The following is an 18,185-nucleotide window of genomic DNA, read 5'->3' as shown; positions in this document are numbered from 1 at the left end:
TTTACGCATTCCGGACGGAAAACCGCTTCGCACTTTTGCTGGAACTGCGCTAGGCATTTTTCCTGGAAACGCCTTAAACCAGCACTTCCTGATCGACGCGATCCTCTGCGCCGAAGAACTTCAGATAGCGCTCGACCTCCGCAGGCTCACCCGTCGCCTTCTGAGGATTGTCCGAGAGCTTCACAGCCGGCCTGCCGTTTGCCTCGATGACCTTACAGACGATCGAAATAGGGTTAAGGCCCTTGAGTTCGGTCGGAGCGCAGCCGGCGAAATCGTTGGTGAGGTTGGTGCCCCAGCCGAAGCTCATGCGAACGCGGCCGTCAAAATGCTTGTAGGTGTCGATGATGGCATCGACATCGAGGCCGTCAGAGAAGATCAGCAGCTTCTGGCGCGGATCGCGGCCCATCTTCTTCCACCATTCGATGATCTTCTCGCCGCCCTCGATGGGTGGGGCGCTGTCGGGGCGAAAGCCGGTCCAGTCGGCCACCCATTCCGGAGCGTTGCGCAGGAAGGAAGCCGTGCCGAAAGCATCGGGCAGCACGACAAGCAGATTGCCGCCATAGAGACGGTTCCAGTCGCGCAGCACCTTGTAGGGTGCCTTGCCCAGCTCTTCATCGTTTTTGGCAAGCGCTGCGGCAACCATCGGCAGTTCATGGGCATTGGTGCCGACCGCTTCGAGATCAGAGTCCATGGCAAGCAGCACGTTGCTCGTGCCGGTGAAGGCATGCGGCACGCCTTCCTTCAGCGCCTCGACACACCAGCGCTGCCAGAGGAAGCTGTGGCGTCGGCGGGTGCCGAAATCGGAAATGCGCAGGCCCGGCAGTTCCCGCAGCCGCTCCACCTTTCCCCACATCTTGGCCTTCGCGCGGGCATAGAGCACATCGAGGGTGAAGGGACCGAGCGCCCTCAGCGCGGAGCGGGAGCGAAGCTCGTTGATGATGGCGAGTGCGGGGATTTCCCACATCGTCGTTTCCTTCCACGAACCGTGGAAGTCGAGAATATATTGGCCGTCGCGCTTCGAGAGCTCATATTCCGGCAGCTGGAAATTCGACAGCCAGGCGAGGAATTCCGGTTCGAAGATCTGCGCGCGGCCGTAGAAACTGTTACCCGCCAGCCAGATCATCTCCTTCTTGGAGAGGCGGAGCGTGCGGGCATGGTCGAGCTGCTCGCGCAATTCCTTCTCGTCGATCACTTCGGCAAGGCGAACGCTCTTGGTGCGATTGATAAGCGAGAAGGTGGCATCGACATCCGGATAGAGCTTCCAGATCATCTGCAGCATCAGAAGCTTGTAGAAATCCGTATCGATCAAGCTGCGGATGATCGGATCGAGCTTCCAGGTATGGTTATAGACGCGGGTGGCGATATCCGTCTTGGTCATGTCGTTCCTGCCCCGTCTCCTGCCCTACGGACGTCATGCTCGCCGCCGACCATCCTGCCGGCATGCGGTTGTAGCGCCCTGTTATCAAAAAATGTTGAGCGAAAGTCCAGTCGCTGAAAGAAAATTGATACCAGGGCAAATGGGTCGCATTTTGCCGGCGGAAGTGAAGCGCCGCAACTTCCCCCGCATCCTACCGGATTTAGTAACCCCGGTTGCGATCTACCAGATGCTGCAGCGGTTCACCGCGTTCGAAGCGGGCGATCTGCTCCTCGACATGGCGCATCAGTGCCCTTTCGTCAGACATGGCGGAATCGTGCGGCGTGATGATGACATTTTCCAAGTCCCAGAGCGGATCGTCCGCAGCCAGAGGCTCGACGGCGAAAACATCGAGGGAGGCGCCGCCGAGAATGCCGGTGCGAACAGCCGAAGCGATATCGGCCGCAACCTGGCTCTTGCCGCGGCCGGCATTGATGAAGACCGGCTTGCCGAGCGGACCGCCGCGGTGCAGCTTGGAAAAAAGCGAGGCGTTGTAGATACCCGTCGTCTCCGGCGTCAGCGGCAGGAGGCCGACCAGGATGTCCGTGCGCGCCAGGAATGCATCGAGCCCGGCGGCATCGAAGGTTTCCATGCCGTCGATCTCTTTCTTGCTGCGGGACCAGCCGATGACATTGAAGCCCATGACCTTCAACTTGGCTGCGGCATCGCAGCCGAGAACACCGAGCCCCATCACGCCGACGGTAACTTCGGCGGCTTCAGGGCCATTCTGCTGCGCCCAGACGTGCTGGCGCTGATTCCTGAAATGCCCCTGCACATCGCGCAGATGCATGAGGCACTGCATCACGACCCATTCGCTCATGCGCACCGTCAGGCTGCGATCGACAAAGCGGACGACGGGAATGTCAGGCAGGCCGATAATCGACATCATCGAATCGACACCGGCGCCGCCCGAGAAGATGACCTTGAGATTGGGTGCGCGCTCGAAAAGATCGGCATCCGGCTTCCACAAAAGCGCGTAGTCGACATGGGAGAGATCAGCGCTTTTATTGGCAGGATCGGCCAGATTGATGCTGCCGCGATCGGCAAAGGCCGTCTCAACCGCTTTGGCAACGGACACAGGATCGAATTTGAGGTCGACGAGAACGGGGCTTTTGGCCGGCATGATGGTGGTCTCTATTGCTGAATGGCGGCGGTCGGAACCGCTTCGATGTTGAAGGCGGCGGCAAGCAGCGCCCTGGTGTAGTCCTCTCTCGGCGCCCGGAAAATATCGGCGGATGCGCCCTGCTCGACGACCTTGCCGAAGCGCATGACGATCAGCTCGTTGGCGAGCGCCTTCACCACTTTCAGATCGTGGCTAATGAAGAGATAGGCAAGATCGTGCTTCTGCTGCAGGTCGCGCAACAGGTCGACCACCTGCGCCTGCACGCTCATGTCGAGCGCCGAAGTGGGCTCATCGAGCATGACGAAACGCGGCTTCAAGACCATGGCGCGAGCAATGGCGATGCGCTGGCGCTGGCCGCCCGAAAACTCATGCGGGAAGCGCCAGCGGGTGGATGGATCGAGGCCGACTTCCTCCAGCGCCCAGCAGACGCGCTTGTCGCGCTCATCGGCCGAAAGCGAGCGTTCATGCACCTTGAGCCCCTCGGCGATGATTTCGCCGACCGACATGCGTGGGCTCAGCGATCCGTAGGGGTCCTGAAAGACCACCTGCAGCTGGTTGCGCAGCGGCCGCATTTCGCGGAACGAATAGCCGGCTATATCCTTGCCGACAAAGGCGATACGACCCTTGGAGGAAATAAGCCGGGCGAGTGCGAGACCAAGCGTGGTCTTACCTGAGCCGGATTCGCCGACGACGCCGAGCGTCTGGCCGGCCCTGAGCTTCAGATCGATGCCGTCGACCGCCTTCACGTGATCGACGACCTTGCGCATGAAGCCAGCCTTGATCGGGAACCAGACGCGAATATCGCTGCCTTCCATCACCACCGGCTTGTTCGCATCGCTCGCCGGCGGCTCGCCGCGCGGCTCGGCTGCCAACAAATGACGGGTATAGTCATGCTGCGGCCGGGTGAAGACGTCCTCCACCGTGCCAGTCTCGACGATCTTGCCCTTGGTCATGACGCAGACGCGGTCGGCGAATTTACGGACGATGCCGAGATCGTGGGTGATGAACAGCATCGACATGCCATGCGTGCCCTTGAGGTCGCGCAGCAATTCCAAAATCTGCGCCTGCACGGTGACATCGAGCGCGGTCGTCGGCTCGTCGGCGATCAGCAATTCCGGGCGATTGGCGAGCGCCATGGCGATCATCACGCGCTGGCGCTGGCCGCCGGACAGTTCATGTGGATAGGCCTTGAGGCGCTTTTCCGGCTCGCGGATGCCGACCTGGTTCAAGAGTTCCAGCGTGCGGTTGCGCGCGGCCTCGCCCACGATACCCTGGTGCAGGGCTAGGATCTCGCTGATCTGCTTTTCGATGGAGTGGAGCGGATTGAGCGAGGTCATCGGCTCCTGGAAGATCATGGTGATGTCGTTGCCGCGCACGGCACGCAGCTCGTTATCCGATGCCTTCAGCAGATCCTTGCCCTTGAACAGGATTTCGCCGGAAGGATGGCTTGCGGACGGATAGGGCAAGAGCTTCAGGATCGAATTGGCCGAAACCGATTTTCCTGAGCCGGATTCTCCGACCAGCGCCAGCACCTCGCCCTTGCGGATGTCGAAGGAGACGCCATCGACGGCAATCGACGTCTGCCCTCCCTGATGAAAGGCGACGGAGAGATTGCGGACTGACAGCAGCGGAGTGGAATTTTCGCTCATCGGAACGTCTTCCTCGGATCGAAGGCGTCGCGCACGGCCTCGCCGATGAAGATCAACAGCGACAGCATGATCGACATGGTGAAGAAGGCCGAAAGCCCCAGCCAGGGAGCCTGCAGATTGGATTTGCCCTGGGCGATCATTTCACCCAGCGACGGCGAGCCGGGCGGCATGCCGAAGCCCAAGAAATCCAGTGAGGTCAGGGTGGTGATCGAGCCTGACAGGATGAAGGGCACGAAGGTCAGCGTCGCGACCATCGCGTTCGGCAGCAGGTGGCGATACATGATGGTACGGTTGTTGACGCCGAGCGCGCGGGCGGCGCGCACATATTCGAAATTGCGCGCCCGCAGGAATTCGGCACGCACGACGCCGACGAGGCCGACCCAGGAAAACAGCAGCAATATGCCGAGCAGGATGAAGAAACCCGGCGGCAGCACCGAGGCAATGATCAGCAGGATATAGAGCACCGGCATAGACGACCAGATCTCGATGAAGCGCTGCATCAAGAGATCGGTCCAGCCGCCGAAATAGCCCTGTATCGCGCCGGCGCAGACGCCGACGACGGCCGAGCAGATGGTGAGCGCCAGGCCGAACAGCACCGAGATGCGGAAGCCGTAGACCAAACGGGCGAGCACATCGCGGGCCTGATCGTCAGTGCCGAGCCAGTTGAAATTGCTCCAGTTGCAATTCGGATCGGCAACGCCGCCGGGATAGCCCGAGCAGCGTGTCTCCCTGCTCATCGCCCAGAAAGGCGGCGTCGGCGCCGACATGCCCTTGGGAAGATTGGAGTTGGCGGTTTGATAGGAATAGTGGATCGGCGGCCAGATCATCCAGCCATGGGCATTGATCTCATCCTGAATATCCGGAGCGCGATAATCCGTCTGCGCCAGGAAGCCGCCGAACTTTTCCTCCGGATAATCGACGAAGACCGGCGCCAGGATCTCGCCCTTGTAGGAGACGAGGATCGGCCGGTCGTTGACAATGAATTCGGCGCCGAGGCTGAGGACGAACAGCACCAGGAAGATCCAGAGCGACCAGTAGCCGCGGCGGTTTGCCTTGAAGTTCTCCCAGCGGCGGACATTGGTCGGCGAGAACAGCCCCTTGCGCGGCGGCTTCACCGTTGTCGGAAGCGTCTGCTGATTGGCTGCGTCCATCACACGTCCCTCCGCTCGAAGTCGATGCGCGGATCGATCCAGGTGTAAATCAGGTCGGAGACGAGGCTGACCACGAGGCCGAGCAGCGAGAAGATGAAGAGTGTCGCAAACACCACCGGATAGTCGCGCTGGACGACGGAGAGATAGCTCAAGCGCCCCAGGCCATCGAGCGAGAAGATGTTTTCGATCAAAAGCGAGCCGGTGAAGAAGGCGGAAATGAAGGCGCCGGGAAAGCCGGCGATGACGATGAGCATGGCATTGCGGAAGACATGGCCATAGAGCACGCGCCGTTCGGAAAGACCCTTGGCGCGGGCGGTGATGACATATTGCTTCTTGATCTCCTCGATGAAGGAATTCTTGGTGAGTAGCGTCGTGGTGGCGAAGGCGGCGAGCGACAGCGAAATCAGCGGCAGCACCAGATGCCAGAGATAATCGAGGATCTTCTGCCACCAGCTGAGATCGGCGAAGTTATCCGAGACGAGGCCGCGCAGCGGGAACCAGTCGAAGAAGGAGCCGCCGGCAAACAGCACGATCAGCATGATGCCGAACAGGAAGCTCGGGACGGCATAGCCGACGATGATGATGCCCGAGGTCCAGACATCGAAGGTCGATCCGTCCTGTACCGCCTTGCGGATGCCGAGCGGAATGGAGATGGCATAGGAGAAGATCAGGATCCAGATGCCGAGCGAAATCGACACCGGCAGCTTCTGGGCGATCAGGTCTATGACGGTGGTATTGCGGAAGAAGCTCTCGCCGAAATCGAAGCGGATATAGTTCCACATCATCTGGCCGAAACGCTCCAGCGGCGGCTTGTCGAAGCCGAACTGCTTGTCGAGCTTGGCGATCAGCTCGGGATCGAGCCCCTGCGCGCCGCGATATTTCGAGCTACTATCGTCCAGGGATTGCTGGGCAGCCAGGTCCGTACCGCCACCCGACAGGCGGCCATTGGCATTGTCGCCCTGCCCGGTCAGCTGCGCGATGACCTGCTCGACCGGACCGCCCGGCGCAAACTGCACGATGGTGAAGGAAATCGCCATGATACCGACAATGGTCGGGATCATCAGCAGGAGACGTCGCAGAATATAGGCGCCCATCAGTCCGCCGCTCCCTCGAAGAGGGGTATGTTCCGCCTCGCCTCAATCCGTCCGTCGATCAAAATCACATTCCCTTCCGCCGGATCGAGACCGGCGCAGTCATATCAGTTTGAAACTACCCGAATCAGCCCTCTGCATTTGGAGCCAGCAGGCCCCTCATTGCAAGAGAGGCTCACTTTCCGGCGCCTTTCGACCACCAGACATCGGGGAAGCCGATGGAATATTCGGGCAGTTGGGCCGGATGCGCGAACTTGTCCCAATAAGCGATATGGAAGTTGGTGGTGTAAAAGAGCGGAACCACGTAGTGATGGGCGAGCAATACACGGTCGAGCGCCTTGGCGGTGGCGTCCTTCTCCTCGACGTCTTTGGCGAAAATGACCTTGTTGACAAGAGCATCGATGCCTGGATCAGAAATGCCGGCAAAATTGCGTGAACCCTTACGATTGGCAGACGCAGATCCCCAAAAATCAATCTGCTCGTTGCCGGGATTCAACGTTTGCGCCCAAACCGTCCAGATCATGTCATAGTCGAAGTTCTGAACGCGATTGATGTATTGCGATGAGTCGACCGTGCGGACGGTAGCGTTGATGCCGATTTTCTTCAAATTCTGGGCATAGGGTAGAACCCATTTTTCCACGAAAGGACTGCCGAGCAAAATCTCGATCGAAAAGGGCTTGCCCGTCTGAGCATTCACCATCTGGTTGCCCTTCAGAACGTATCCCGCCTGCTTGAACAGATCGAGTGCTTTACGCAGATTGTCGCGGGCCTTCTGCTGATCGCCGCCGACCGGGTTGGTATAAGGCGTCGTGAAGACTTCAGCCGGAACCTTATCCTTCACTTCATTGAGAACGCCGAGCTCTTTACCTTCCGGCAGGCCCGACGAAGCGAGCTTCGTGCCGAAAAAGAAGCTATTGACGCGGCTGTACTGGTTGAAAGCGATGGCGCGGTTCAGCTCTTCGAAATCGAAAGCATAGTTCAGCGCCTCACGAACACGCTCGTCCTTGAACTGTTCGCGACGCATGTTGGGTACGAGCGCCTGCATAACGCCGGTGGCGCGAAGCGGATTGGGCACTTCCTCGCGCTTGATGCGACCGTCCTTGGCGGCGGGAAAATCGTAGCCGGTGACCCAGCGGCTTGCGACGTTATCCTGCCAATAGTCGATAGTGCCGCCGCGGAAGGCTTCGAATTCTACATCATTATCGGCGAAGTAGGTGTAGGAGATCGTCTTTAAATTGTTCAAGCCAACGTTGACGGGCAAGTCCTTGCCCCAATAGTCGTCGCGCAATTCGTATCGGATGGTGGAACCGGGCGAGACCGAAACGATCTTGTACGGTCCGGATCCCATAACGGGCTCGAGCGTGGTGCGGGAGATATCGCGCGGTTTACCGTCCGGCCCCGTCCCTTCCCACCAGTGCTTTGGCACGATCGGGAACTGGCCAAGAATCGACGGCAGTTCGCGATTGTTCTTCTCGTCAAAATAGAAGGTCACGTCGCGATCGCCGGTCTTCTCGGCGCGCGCCACATGGCTGTAGTAGCTGGTGAAGAGCGGGTTGAGTTCCTTCGCCTTGTCGAAACTGAAGACGACATCCTCGGGCGTCACCGGCTGTCCGTCTGCCCATTTGGCTTCGGGTCGCAGGCGGAAAGTAGCACTGGAAATATCGTCTGGGTACGAGACGCCTTCCGCAAGCAATCCGTAAGAGGAGGAAATCTCGTCATCAGCCGACTTCAGCAAGCTGTCAAAGACGAGACCGGCTCCTAACGAACTTATACCCGCTACCGAATTGCCCTTGTACAATACTGGATTCAACGTATCGAAGGTGCCGTTGCTCGACAGCTTCACCTCGCCGCCCTTGGGCGCATCCGGATTGACATAATCGAAATGCTTGAAGCCGGGTTGATATTTCAAGTCGCCAAGAATAGCCGTGCCGATGCGGAATTGCGGCTCTTCGGCTTTCGTGGATAGAGGCATTGCCAGCAGGCAAAAAAGAGAAACGACCAAGCCTGCTTTCAACCGCGACAATGCCATTCATGATCTCCTGATGATGTCTGAGGAATCAGCATACGGCAAATGAGGGCAAAAAGCAGGACGCAACAACTCATCTCGTTGCAAAGGCTGAAAACCGTGTCCGAGGCTCAGTTTTTTGCCGTAGCATCCTCAAGACGTTTGCGCAGCATCAGCCGCAGTTCCGCGAAGACGCGCCGGTCCTCGGCGGCATCCGGGTCGCTGGAAACGACGACAGCAATGCGCAGCAATTCGAGCACGATGCCCGCCATCAGCACGATATCGTCCGTGATCGGCGGATGGGCCTGCCGCAGAAAGGCGGCAATCAGCTCTCGCAACTCCGCGCGCGAGCGCGCCTTGCGGTCCTTGGGAATATCGCGACGCCCGGCTAGTACGGGAAACTCGGGATATTGCTCGATGAAAGCGGCGAGCGCATCGAAGATTGCCTCACCGCTACCGGCGGCGGAAAGCCCGATGCTCCGTTCCGCCATGTCACGAAGCCCAGCCTTAAGGCGCTCCAGGCGATCGATATGCAGCGCCTCGGCGAGCAGCGGCTTTGTCGGAAAGAACTGATAGAGCGAGCCGATCGATGAATGCGCCTCCGCCGCGATCTCCGTCATCGTTGCCGCATCGTAACCCCTGCGCGCAAAGACTTTCGCCGCTGCTTCGAGCAGAACGGCAACGCGATCGTGGCCTCGCTGCCGCTTCGGCGCGCGCGTCTTCAATTCTTCACTTGATTTTTGTGAGGTCATCCTCATATTTTCCATTGTGAGGATACCCTCATGTTTTCTCGGAGCCCCCAGATGTCACTTTACGATCCCAAGACCACCGCTCTTGTTTCCATCGACCTGCAAGGCCTCGTGCTCAGCCGCCCGCTTGCGCCCTACTCCGCCCAGCAGATCATTGCCAATACGGTCGCCATCGCAAACAGGCTGAAAGCCGAAGGCGGGACGACCGTGTTCGTGACGGTCGGATTTTCCGCAGACTATGCCGACGCTGTCAATCAGCCGACAGACGAAAGCTTCCCGCTTCCCCCAGGAGGTTTGCCGCCGGCCGCGCTCGAAGCTCCGGCCGAGATGGCAGCGCTGACGCCCGATGTCGCCATCGTCAAGCGCCAGTGGAGCGCCTTTTATGGCACGGAACTCGATCTGCAGCTGCGCCGCCGTGGCATCAAAACGCTGATCGTGACGGGTGTCGCCACCAATTTCGGTGTGGAAGGCACCGTGCGCGATGCCCACGCGGCAAATTACGCCGTCATTGTTGCCGAAGATGCCGTGACGACGCTCTCGCAGGATATGCAGGATTTCGCCTGCACGAAAGTGCTGCCGCGGCTGTCGCGTATCCGCAAGACGGCGGAAATCCTGGCGAACTGATCCGTCCGAAACAAAGCCCGTGTGAGGAAAGGCGGCCGCCCATCGGCCACCGGCGATTGCCGCGGATTCACTTCCATCCCATTTCAGGATAGTCTCGCCGCAAATCACTTCGGCTAATGCCGACCGCCTTCAAGGATATGCATGGCTTCACTTCTGGCTCGCGCCTTTCGAACGATCGGCAAACTTTCCCTCGCAACCTCGATCGGGATGGGCCTTGTCGCCAGCGATGCGCTGGCGCAGCAGGCCACCCCTTCGCCCGGCAGCGCCAAGGCTGTTTTCGGCGCCGTGACGCTACCGACGCAGGGAGCGCCGCAATCGATCGGCTTCTATGCAAAGGGTTGCCTTGCGGGCGCCGTCGCCCTGCCCTCGGACGGCCCGACCTGGCAGGCGATGCGCCTGTCGCGCAATCGCCGTTGGGGCCGGCCGGAAACGATCGGCCTATTGGAGCGGCTGTCGCGTGATGCGGCGAAGAATGACGGTTGGCCGGGCCTGCTCGTCGGCGATATCTCGCAGCCGCGCGGCGGCCCGATGATCAACGGTCACGCCTCGCATCAGATCGGCCTTGATGCCGACGTCTGGCTGACGCCGATGCCACGGCGCAAGATAACGGCGGAAGAGCGCGAAGCCATGCCTTTCACCACGATGCTCGCCAAGGACAAGTTCCTGTCGATCAATGACAAGGTCTGGACGCCAGCTCATGCGCGCCTGCTGATGCGCGCGGCGAGCTATCCCGAGGTCGAGCGTATCTTCGTCAACCCGGCGATCAAGAAGAAGATGTGCGAGACCTGGACGGGCGATCGCAGCAATCTCGGTAAGCTGCGGCCGGAATACGGGCACGACTCGCATTTCCATATCCGTCTTCGCTGCCCCGCCGGCTCCGTCGGCTGCACAGGGCAGGCGCCGGTCGCCGCCGGCGATGGCTGCGACAAGTCGCTTGCCTGGTGGTTCGGACCCGAGCCCTGGGCCAAGCCGAAGCCCAGCACAAAGCCGCCGGTCAAGCCGCGCGAGGTCATGGTCGCAGATCTTCCCAAGGCTTGCCAGGCCGTATTGGCAGCACCTTCGATTGCTTCCGCACGCCCGGCTGCCTCTGGCGCCAAAACTGCCGGCGTTTCTGCGGAGACGGATGCGATGCCGGTTTCGGGCGATACGCCGCCGGGTCAGATTCCGCAGCAATAGATCCTGGATCGTCCTTGCCGGAGGCGTCTTTCAAAACGCGCCCCCTTGGTATAGAAGGCGGGTAAATCGATTGAAAGCATCAGGCGGAGCAAAGATTTCATGGCCGGCAGCAAATGCATCGCACTGATCGCGCATGATCAGAAAAAAGATGCGATGGCAGAATTTGCACGGCGCAACGAGGCCGCCCTTGCCAATTGGAATATCGTCGCCACGGGTACGACGGGCGGCCGCGTGCTGGATGCCTGCCCCGACCTCAAGGTCACCCGTCTGAAAAGCGGCCCGCTCGGTGGCGACCAGCAGATCGGCGCGCTTATCGCCACCGGCGAGATCGACATGCTCGTCTTCTTCATCGATCCTCTCACTCCGCACCCGCACGACGTCGACGTGAAGGCATTGACGCGGCTTGCCGTTCTCTACGACATTCCGATGGCGCTCAACGAATCCACCGCCGAGCGGCTGATCAAAACACTGAACCATTAATCCGCCTTGCCGGCGGCAGACCACGGACCTGGCCATGCCCGAGCTCAATCACAGTGATGCCCCCTTGCCTTTCCCAATCTTGATCGGCGATATCGGTGGCACCAATGCACGCTTCTCGATCCTTGCCGATGCGGACTCCGAGCAGGAGCACTTCCCGGTCGTGCAGACGGCGAATTTCGCCACGATCGACGATGCGATCAAACTCGCCCTCGAAAACAGCAAGGTTCAGCCGCGCTCGGCAATTCTCGCCATGGCGGGGCCGGTACAGGGCGACGAGATTCCCCTGACCAATTGCCCCTGGGTGATCCGTCCGAAGACGATGATCGCCAATCTCGGCATCGAGGACGTGCTCGTCATCAACGACTTCGAGGCGCAGGCGCTCGCGATTGCCGAGATTTCCGACGAGCATCGCCAAACCATCGGCCAAGCATCCGGGAACATGACCGCATCGCGCGTCGTGCTTGGGCCGGGCACCGGGCTTGGCGTCGGCGCTCTGGTTCATACCCAGCATCAATGGGTGCCCGTGCCGGGCGAAGGCGGGCATATCGATCTCGGACCGCGTACGGAACGCGACCTGCAGATCTGGCCGCATCTGGATCCGATCGAAGGCCGCATCTCGGCCGAGCAGGTGATCTGCGGCCGCGGCCTGCAGAACCTCTATCATGCGATCTGCACGGCCGACGGCATCGAGCCGAGCTTGAAGGAGCCGGCCGACATCACCAACCACGCGCTCGCCGGCACCAACAGGCAGGCCGAGGAGACGCTGACGCTGTTCGTCACCTATCTCGGCCGCGTTGCCGGCGATATCGCCATGATCTTCATGGCGCGTGGCGGCGTCTACCTTTCCGGCGGAATCCCGCAGAAGATCCTGCCGGCGCTTCAGAAGCCGGAATTCCGCGCAGCCTTCGAGGACAAGGCGCCGCACACGGAAATGATGAAGACGATCCCGACGCACGTGGTCGTCAATCCGCTGGCAGCTCTTTCCGGACTTGCGACCTATGCTCGCAAATCCACCAGCTTCGGCCTTGCGACGGAGGGCCGTCGCTGGCGGCGTTAACGCTTACCAAACAGCTCATGGCGCGCCAAAACAGCCGGCGCGCCTACCTTTTTGAAGAGGCCGCCTTCCTCTATAATGGGCCCGGCTCCGTGATCGGCCTTAACCAGCGCGGCAAGCCATGTCTAGCCAAAGCCGTGCTAACTCTTTAATAGAGCCGCGAAAGCACGTGCCAGATGCGGCTCGCTTGGTTCAAGACAGGAAGCCGATTATTGAAATTGCCTGACCCGAAAAGCAAAAACGTCGACAGCGAAGCCATTACCGGCATGCTGAAGCGCATAATCTCCGAGAACGGCCGCGAGCATATTTGGGGCTATTCGGTCGCAATATTCTGCCTAATCGTCGTCGCTGCATCCACGGCGACAATGGCTGCGGTCATGCGGCCGATCGTCAACGGCGCCTTCTATGAGCGCCGCGCCGAGGTCATGTGGCTGATCTGCCTCGCAATTCTCGCAGCCTTCATAGCGCGCGGTTTTGCCGGTTACTTTCAGTCGGTCATTCTGTCGAAGATCGGCAACGACATCATCGCCCGCTATCAACGGCGCCTCTATGCGCATCTGATGACGCTTTCGGTCGGCTTTTTCAACGAGGCGCGGTCTGCTCAGATCGCAGCCCGGGTCAGCCAGAACGTGTCCGGTATTCGCGACGTGATGAATCTCGTCATCACTTCCACGGCGCGAGACCTTTTGTCGTTCATCTTCCTGCTCGGCAATATGGTCTATCAGGACCCGATGCTGAGCCTTATTTTCTTCGTCATCGCTCCGCCGGTCTTTCTAGCCCTGCGCCACATTTCCAGACGCCTGCGCGCCGTCACGCGCGAAGCCGTCGTTCTCAATAGCCGTGTGCTTGGCGCGATGCAGGAAACCATACAAGGCGTTTCCATCGTCAAAGCCTTCACGATGGAACGCGAACTCGAGCGCAAGGTCGACAAGCTGATTACCGCGGCAGAAAACCGCCAAAACCGCATTGCCCGTATTTCCGAGCGCAATGGCCCGCTGATCGAAACGGTCGCCGGCTTTGCCGTAGCGGGCGTCTTCGCCTATGCCGCCTATCGCTCGATCTACCAGAACGTACCACCGGGCGCCGTCTTCTCTTTCATCGTTTCGCTGTTACTCGCCTATGATCCAGCCCGTCGTCTCGCCAAGCTGCAGGTGCAGCTGGAGCGTGCGGTCGTCAATGCGCGGATGATCTACGAGTTGCTCGACATGGAGCCGCGCCAGCGCGACCTGCCGGATGCCAAGCCGCTTAAAGTGACCGATGCCCGTATCGAGTTCCGCGATGTGGAATTCGCCTATGGCAACGAGACGGTTCTGTGCAGCGTCAGCTTCACGGCGGAAGGCGGACAGACGACGGCGCTGGTCGGCCCTTCGGGCGCCGGCAAATCCACTGTCATCAACCTCATTCCGCGCTTCTACGATCCGAAAGCCGGCAGCATCCTTATCGACGGGCAGGATATCGCGCATGTGACGAAACAGTCGCTGCGAGAACAGCTCGCCTATGTTTCGCAGCAGCCCTATCTCTTCGAAGGCACGATCCGCGACAATATTCGCTATGGGCGCCCAGAAGCGACCGATGCCGAGATCGAAGAGGCAGCGCGCCTTGCCTATGCCCATGATTTCATCGAGGCGCAGCCGATGGGCTACGATACGCCCGTCGGCGAAAACGGTGTGACGCTGTCCGGCGGCCAGCGGCAGCGCCTGTCGATCGCCCGCGCGCTAGTGCGCAACGCAAAGATTCTGCTTCTCGACGAGGCAACCTCCGCGCTCGATACGGAATCCGAAGCAGCCGTGCAGAAGGCTCTGGAAGAAGCAATGAGTGGCCGCACGGTCGTCGTCATCGCCCACCGCCTGTCGACGGTTGTCCGCGCCGAGAAGATCGTCGTCATGCAAAACGGCCGGGTTGTCGAAGAGGGCAACCATGAGACGCTTGCGACGGCCGATAATGGCATCTACGCTCGGCTCAACAACCTGCAGCTACCGGCGATTTCAAGCAGTTCCCGCAAATAGACGATAGAGACGACATGAGCGACGATGCGATGAAGCTGGTGGTGGTTGGCGCGGCGGGCCGCATGGGACAGGCTCTCATCCGCATCATTCATGCAACCGACGGCGTAACTCTGCATGCCGCCGTCGCGCGTCCCGGCTCCGCCTTCATCGGCAAGGATGCGGGCGAGATCGCCGGGCTTGGACCGATCGGCGTTCCCGTCACCGACGATCCGCTGGCCGCTTTCCTGCATGCCGAAGGCGTCATCGATTTTACGACGCCGGCAACCAGCGTCACCTTCGCCGGCCTCGCCGCACAGGCACGCATCGTCCATATTATAGGCACGACAGGCTGCTCGGAGGAGGACGAGGCGAAGTTCAAGGCGGCCGCGCGCCATGCCCGCATCGTCAAATCGGGCAATATGGGCCTCGGCATCAACCTTTTGAGCGTGCTTGTCGAACAGGCGGCGCGGGCACTGCCTTCGAACGATTGGGACATCGAGGTGCTGGAGATGCATCATCGCCACAAGGTCGATGCGCCCTCGGGCACGGCACTCCTGCTCGGCCAGGCGGCGGCGAAGGGCCGCGGCATCGATCTCAATGACAATTCCGTGCGCGTGCGCGACGGCCATACGGGTGCGCGTCCTGTGGGCACGATCGGCTTTGCGACCCTGCGCGGCGGCGGCGTGGTCGGCGATCACTCGGTGATCTTCGCCAGCGAAAGCGAACGGCTGACGCTATCGCACAATGCTGGCGACCGCTCTCTGTTTGCCCGCGGCGCGCTGCAGGCAGCGCTCTGGGCGCGAGACAAGAAGCCCGGCTTCTATTCCATGCTCGATGTTCTCGGGCTCTCCACACGTTGATCCGAACCCGGAGCGGATCGGCAGGTCCCTGCCGACCCGCTCCGGCCTTTTATTGTCTCGCAATTCCGGACGGAAAACCGCTACACACTTTTCCTGGAATTGCTTCATTAAGGAGAAATTTTATGAGCGGCACTCTCGTCCTCGTTCGCCATGGCCAGAGCGACTGGAATTTGAAGAATCTCTTCACCGGCTGGAAGGATCCCGATCTGACGGCGCTTGGCGTCGAAGAAGCCAAGACAGGCGGCAAGGCTCTGGCCGATTACGGCATCAAGTACGATATCGCCTTTACCTCGGCACTCACACGCGCCCAGCACACGCTGAAAATCATCCTCGATGAAATCGGCCAACCCGGCCTCGAAACGATCAAGGATCAGGCGCTGAACGAGCGCGACTACGGCGATCTCTCCGGCCTCAACAAGGATGACGCCCGCGCCAAGTGGGGCGAAGAGCAGGTCCACATCTGGCGCCGCTCCTACGACGTCCCGCCGCCCGGTGGCGAAAGCCTGCGCGACACCGGCGCCCGCGTCTGGCCCTATTACCTGACCGAAATCCTGCCGCGCGTGCTTGCCGGCCAGAATGTGCTGGTGGCCGCCCATGGCAATTCGCTTCGCTCGCTCGTCATGGTTCTCGATCGCCTGAGCAAGGCGCAGATCCTCGAACTCAACCTCGCGACCGGCGTGCCGATGGTCTACAAGCTCAAGGCCGATTCCACCGTCGCCTCGAAGGAAGTCCTCGGCGACATGTCCGGCGCGCATTGAGCGCAATTTATTTGGGTTGGAAAGCCCATCACCCTAGCCCTCTCCCCGCAAGCGGAGAGAGGGGACTACCTTCGTGCCCTCGCCCCGACAAGTTGGTGGAGGGAAGGCTGTGGGACCGCCCATTCTCAATTCTCGACGGTAAAGCGCACCCTGTCGGCGGCGAAGCGCGAGATGGAATATTGCACCGGGACATTGTCGAGATCCGCATTCAGCGCCTGCGCGACGAGAACGATGGCGCCCGGGGATAGCTGCAGATCGGCGAGATCGCTTTCGTCGGCATGCGTCGCGGTAATCTCGGTGACGACGCGGACGTAATCAGGAACGCCAAGCTCCTTGAATGCCTTGGTGATCGAACCGGTCGTCCGATAGACCTCCGCGATATCGCCGAAACGATCCGCCGGAAACCAGCTGGTGGCGCGCGAGACAGGCCGATGATCCGCCTGACCCAGCGTTTCGAGCCTTATCAGCGGCGTGCCGGTCCTGATCTTCAGCTGCCTGGCCAATTCGGCGCTGGCAGCCTCTTCACCTGATGCAAGCAGTACGCTGCGGGTCTCGCGCACCTGGTCGCCGATCCCTTGCGAAAATCGCGTGCGCCTTGAAATCGGAAAACTCAGCCGCTCCTTGCGCTCGATGAGCGTCCCGCGCCCCTGCACGGCCCGGACGATGCCTTCCTGGGCGAGTGCTGCCAGCGCGCTTCTGATCGTGTGCCTGTTGACGCCGAACTGCAGCGCCAGCGCCGTTTCCGGCGGCACCATGCCCGTCTCGTCGAAGTCGCCGTGATTGATGGACGTACGAATCCGGTCGGCAATCTGCCGCCAGAGCGCCACGCCCGTCTGCCTCTGTATCTTCTGCCCTGCCATTTCGCCCACTCGCCCTGTCACACGCTTGTCACGACTCACTAATAGATATAAATATATCTTGTATGGTTGTCTATATCAATAGACATTTAGAGGAAGGCGCTATGAATTCAGCACAAAGGCAGGAAGCGTCGGCACAAGAGCGGCGGGAACGCAAGCGCGTCGCCGATCTCTTGGCGCAGGCAGAACGCGACGAGCTAGAGGCGGCCTGGGAAGCATTGCCGAGCAAGCCGACAGTCCAGCCGGTGCGCGGCCCCGAAACCGGGCTGGTCATGGTGCGCGGCCGCATCGGTGGTGGCGGCTCCCCCTTTAACCTCGGCGAAGTCACGGTGACACGCGCTACCGTCCGGCTGGCATCCAACACGATCGGCCATGCGCACGCGCTCGGCACAGATCGCGAAAAGGCCCGCCTTTCGGCCATCTTCGATGCACTCTGGCAGCAATCGGCCACGAAGGAATTCGTCGAAAAGGCGATCCTGCAGCCCGTGACCGAACGTATCGAAAACTATGACCGCAAGCGCGCCGAAGAGACGGCAGCAACTCGCGTCGATTTCTTCACCATGGTTCGCGGAGAAGATTGATGAGCCTTTCCAGCACCCCAACCTTCGGCAACGAAGCCCTGACCGGCGGCTTCACCGATCCGGTTTTCGACGCCCAGAGTGTCTTCAAGATGACGATGGACGCCATGGCGCATCCCGGCACCCTGCAGACCGTTGCGGCCGACATTGCGCCGCCGGCTCCGCTCGGCATCGCTGCCGGCGCCATCGGGCTCACCCTTTGCGATCACGACACGCCGGTCTGGCTCTCCAATGGTCTCGCGCGATCGAGCCTGCCGGAATGGTTGGCATTCCATACCGGCGCACCCATCATATCGGAGCGGCTTGAGGCACATTTTGCCTTTCTTGAAGCTGGTATGGCGCTTTCCTCCTTCAGCCAGTTCGGCATCGGCACCCAGGAATATCCGGACCGTTCCACGACCATTGTGCTTGAGATCGAAAGCCTGGAAGGCGGCAAGGACCTGGCGCTTTCCGGCCCTGGGATCAAGGACATCACCATGATTGCGCCAATCGGCTTGCCGGATGCGCTGCTGCGCATCTGGAACGACAATCGCGCCCTTTTCCCGCGCGGCGTCGATCTCATCCTGACGGCGGGCCGGCAATTCCTTTGCCTGCCGCGCACCACCAAGATCACTGCGACGGAGATGTAACA

17 protein-coding genes are annotated in these 18,185 nt (G+C 60.5%); 9 read left to right on the top strand and 8 right to left on the bottom strand.

What is annotated here, in order from left to right; genetic code table 11:
* Positions 1 to 73 precede the first annotated feature (73 nt).
* The 7 genes from pncB to AC13QE_RS27820 form a co-directional block, all read right to left on the bottom strand.
* On the bottom strand, positions 74 to 1,378 hold the full coding sequence (pncB, locus tag AC13QE_RS27850; protein ID WP_015338380.1) for a nicotinate phosphoribosyltransferase: 1,305 nt from the start codon (positions 1,376 to 1,378) through the stop codon (positions 74 to 76).
* Between the two features lie 199 nt (positions 1,379 to 1,577).
* The gene (locus AC13QE_RS27845; protein ID WP_488486142.1) at positions 1,578 to 2,537 is read right to left on the bottom strand and encodes a 2-hydroxyacid dehydrogenase; all 960 of its coding nucleotides are present in this window, start codon (positions 2,535 to 2,537) and stop codon (positions 1,578 to 1,580) included.
* Between the two features lie 11 nt (positions 2,538 to 2,548).
* Positions 2,549 to 4,186, bottom strand: a complete 1,638-nt coding sequence (locus AC13QE_RS27840) for an ABC transporter ATP-binding protein (RefSeq protein WP_488486141.1) — start codon at positions 4,184 to 4,186, stop codon at positions 2,549 to 2,551.
* Positions 4,183 to 5,337 carry an ABC transporter permease gene (locus AC13QE_RS27835; protein ID WP_132721059.1) on the bottom strand — a complete coding sequence of 385 codons (1,155 nt, stop codon included), beginning with the start codon at positions 5,335 to 5,337 and terminating at the stop codon, positions 4,183 to 4,185. The genes AC13QE_RS27840 and AC13QE_RS27835 overlap by 4 nt, the downstream gene beginning before the upstream one ends.
* On the bottom strand, positions 5,337 to 6,431 hold the full coding sequence (locus AC13QE_RS27830) for a microcin C ABC transporter permease YejB (RefSeq protein ID WP_113366799.1): 1,095 nt from the start codon (positions 6,429 to 6,431) through the stop codon (positions 5,337 to 5,339). Before AC13QE_RS27830 ends, AC13QE_RS27835 begins: the two co-directional genes overlap by 1 nt.
* A 172-nt stretch (positions 6,432 to 6,603) precedes the next feature.
* A complete protein-coding gene (locus tag AC13QE_RS27825; RefSeq protein WP_488486140.1) occupies positions 6,604 to 8,457 on the bottom strand; it encodes an extracellular solute-binding protein in 1,854 nt (617 codons plus the stop codon).
* 107 nt (positions 8,458 to 8,564) lie between these two features.
* A complete protein-coding gene (locus tag AC13QE_RS27820) occupies positions 8,565 to 9,200 on the bottom strand; it encodes a TetR/AcrR family transcriptional regulator (protein WP_488486139.1) in 636 nt (211 codons plus the stop codon).
* 36 nt (positions 9,201 to 9,236) lie between these two features.
* On the opposite strand from AC13QE_RS27820, the gene AC13QE_RS27815 reads away from it, so the two are divergent.
* The 7 genes from AC13QE_RS27815 (at position 9,237) to AC13QE_RS27785 (ending at position 16,119) form a co-directional block, all read left to right on the top strand.
* Positions 9,237 to 9,806, top strand: coding sequence for an isochorismatase family protein (locus AC13QE_RS27815; protein WP_488486138.1), 570 nt, complete (start codon positions 9,237 to 9,239; stop codon positions 9,804 to 9,806).
* A 141-nt stretch (positions 9,807 to 9,947) separates the two neighbouring features.
* Positions 9,948 to 10,982 carry a penicillin-insensitive murein endopeptidase gene (gene mepA, locus AC13QE_RS27810; RefSeq protein WP_488486137.1) on the top strand — a complete coding sequence of 345 codons (1,035 nt, stop codon included), beginning with the start codon at positions 9,948 to 9,950 and terminating at the stop codon, positions 10,980 to 10,982.
* A gap of 99 nt (positions 10,983 to 11,081) precedes the next feature.
* Complete coding sequence (locus AC13QE_RS27805; RefSeq protein WP_015338371.1) at positions 11,082 to 11,462, top strand: methylglyoxal synthase; 381 nt, start codon at positions 11,082 to 11,084, stop codon at positions 11,460 to 11,462.
* Between the two features lie 34 nt (positions 11,463 to 11,496).
* Positions 11,497 to 12,519 carry a glucokinase gene (locus tag AC13QE_RS27800; RefSeq protein WP_132721052.1) on the top strand — a complete coding sequence of 341 codons (1,023 nt, stop codon included), beginning with the start codon at positions 11,497 to 11,499 and terminating at the stop codon, positions 12,517 to 12,519.
* A gap of 263 nt (positions 12,520 to 12,782) precedes the next feature.
* A complete protein-coding gene (locus AC13QE_RS27795; RefSeq protein WP_488486189.1) occupies positions 12,783 to 14,522 on the top strand; it encodes an ABC transporter ATP-binding protein in 1,740 nt (579 codons plus the stop codon).
* Positions 14,523 to 14,536: 14 nt separating this feature from the next.
* Positions 14,537 to 15,361, top strand: coding sequence for a 4-hydroxy-tetrahydrodipicolinate reductase (gene dapB, locus AC13QE_RS27790; protein ID WP_488486136.1), 825 nt, complete (start codon positions 14,537 to 14,539; stop codon positions 15,359 to 15,361).
* 122 nt (positions 15,362 to 15,483) lie between these two features.
* Positions 15,484 to 16,119, top strand: coding sequence for a 2,3-bisphosphoglycerate-dependent phosphoglycerate mutase (locus AC13QE_RS27785; protein ID WP_004127995.1), 636 nt, complete (start codon positions 15,484 to 15,486; stop codon positions 16,117 to 16,119).
* Between the two features lie 125 nt (positions 16,120 to 16,244).
* Here the strand turns inward: AC13QE_RS27785 and phnF are convergent, their stop codons facing one another.
* Entirely contained in the window at positions 16,245 to 16,979 is a 735-nt protein-coding gene (gene phnF, locus AC13QE_RS27780) for a phosphonate metabolism transcriptional regulator PhnF (RefSeq protein ID WP_488486135.1), read from the bottom strand.
* Between the two features lie 101 nt (positions 16,980 to 17,080).
* On the opposite strand from phnF, the gene phnG reads away from it, so the two are divergent.
* Positions 17,081 to 17,557, top strand: a complete 477-nt coding sequence (gene phnG / locus AC13QE_RS27775) for a phosphonate C-P lyase system protein PhnG (protein ID WP_488486134.1) — start codon at positions 17,081 to 17,083, stop codon at positions 17,555 to 17,557.
* Positions 17,557 to 18,183, top strand: coding sequence for a phosphonate C-P lyase system protein PhnH (gene phnH / locus AC13QE_RS27770; protein WP_488486133.1), 627 nt, complete (start codon positions 17,557 to 17,559; stop codon positions 18,181 to 18,183). Before phnG ends, phnH begins: the two co-directional genes overlap by 1 nt.
* Positions 18,184 to 18,185: the final 2 nt, after the last annotated feature.

It is taken from the genome of Martinezella sp. CNPSo 3957 (genome assembly GCF_057784395.1).
Note: the sequence above shows the minus strand (reverse complement) of the source record. Positions and strands in the feature narration are given on the sequence as shown.

Excerpts from the sequence above, each read along its gene's own strand:
- pncB (WP_015338380.1), bottom strand. The coding sequence starts at position 1,378 with ATGACCAAGACGGATATCGCCACCCGCGTCTATAACCATACCTGGAAG.
- AC13QE_RS27845 (WP_488486142.1), bottom strand. The coding sequence starts at position 2,537 with ATGCCGGCCAAAAGCCCCGTTCTCGTCGACCTCAAATTCGATCCTGTG.
- AC13QE_RS27840 (WP_488486141.1), bottom strand. The coding sequence starts at position 4,186 with ATGAGCGAAAATTCCACTCCGCTGCTGTCAGTCCGCAATCTCTCCGTC.
- AC13QE_RS27835 (WP_132721059.1), bottom strand. The coding sequence starts at position 5,337 with ATGGACGCAGCCAATCAGCAGACGCTTCCGACAACGGTGAAGCCGCCG.
- AC13QE_RS27830 (WP_113366799.1), bottom strand. The coding sequence starts at position 6,431 with ATGGGCGCCTATATTCTGCGACGTCTCCTGCTGATGATCCCGACCATT.
- AC13QE_RS27825 (WP_488486140.1), bottom strand. The coding sequence starts at position 8,457 with ATGGCATTGTCGCGGTTGAAAGCAGGCTTGGTCGTTTCTCTTTTTTGC.
- AC13QE_RS27820 (WP_488486139.1), bottom strand. The coding sequence starts at position 9,200 with ATGGAAAATATGAGGATGACCTCACAAAAATCAAGTGAAGAATTGAAG.
- AC13QE_RS27815 (WP_488486138.1), top strand. The coding sequence starts at position 9,237 with ATGTCACTTTACGATCCCAAGACCACCGCTCTTGTTTCCATCGACCTG.
- mepA (WP_488486137.1), top strand. The coding sequence starts at position 9,948 with ATGGCTTCACTTCTGGCTCGCGCCTTTCGAACGATCGGCAAACTTTCC.
- AC13QE_RS27805 (WP_015338371.1), top strand. The coding sequence starts at position 11,082 with ATGGCCGGCAGCAAATGCATCGCACTGATCGCGCATGATCAGAAAAAA.
- AC13QE_RS27800 (WP_132721052.1), top strand. The coding sequence starts at position 11,497 with ATGCCCGAGCTCAATCACAGTGATGCCCCCTTGCCTTTCCCAATCTTG.
- AC13QE_RS27795 (WP_488486189.1), top strand. The coding sequence starts at position 12,783 with ATGCTGAAGCGCATAATCTCCGAGAACGGCCGCGAGCATATTTGGGGC.
- dapB (WP_488486136.1), top strand. The coding sequence starts at position 14,537 with ATGAGCGACGATGCGATGAAGCTGGTGGTGGTTGGCGCGGCGGGCCGC.
- AC13QE_RS27785 (WP_004127995.1), top strand. The coding sequence starts at position 15,484 with ATGAGCGGCACTCTCGTCCTCGTTCGCCATGGCCAGAGCGACTGGAAT.
- phnF (WP_488486135.1), bottom strand. The coding sequence starts at position 16,979 with ATGGCAGGGCAGAAGATACAGAGGCAGACGGGCGTGGCGCTCTGGCGG.
- phnG (WP_488486134.1), top strand. The coding sequence starts at position 17,081 with ATGAATTCAGCACAAAGGCAGGAAGCGTCGGCACAAGAGCGGCGGGAA.
- phnH (WP_488486133.1), top strand. The coding sequence starts at position 17,557 with ATGAGCCTTTCCAGCACCCCAACCTTCGGCAACGAAGCCCTGACCGGC.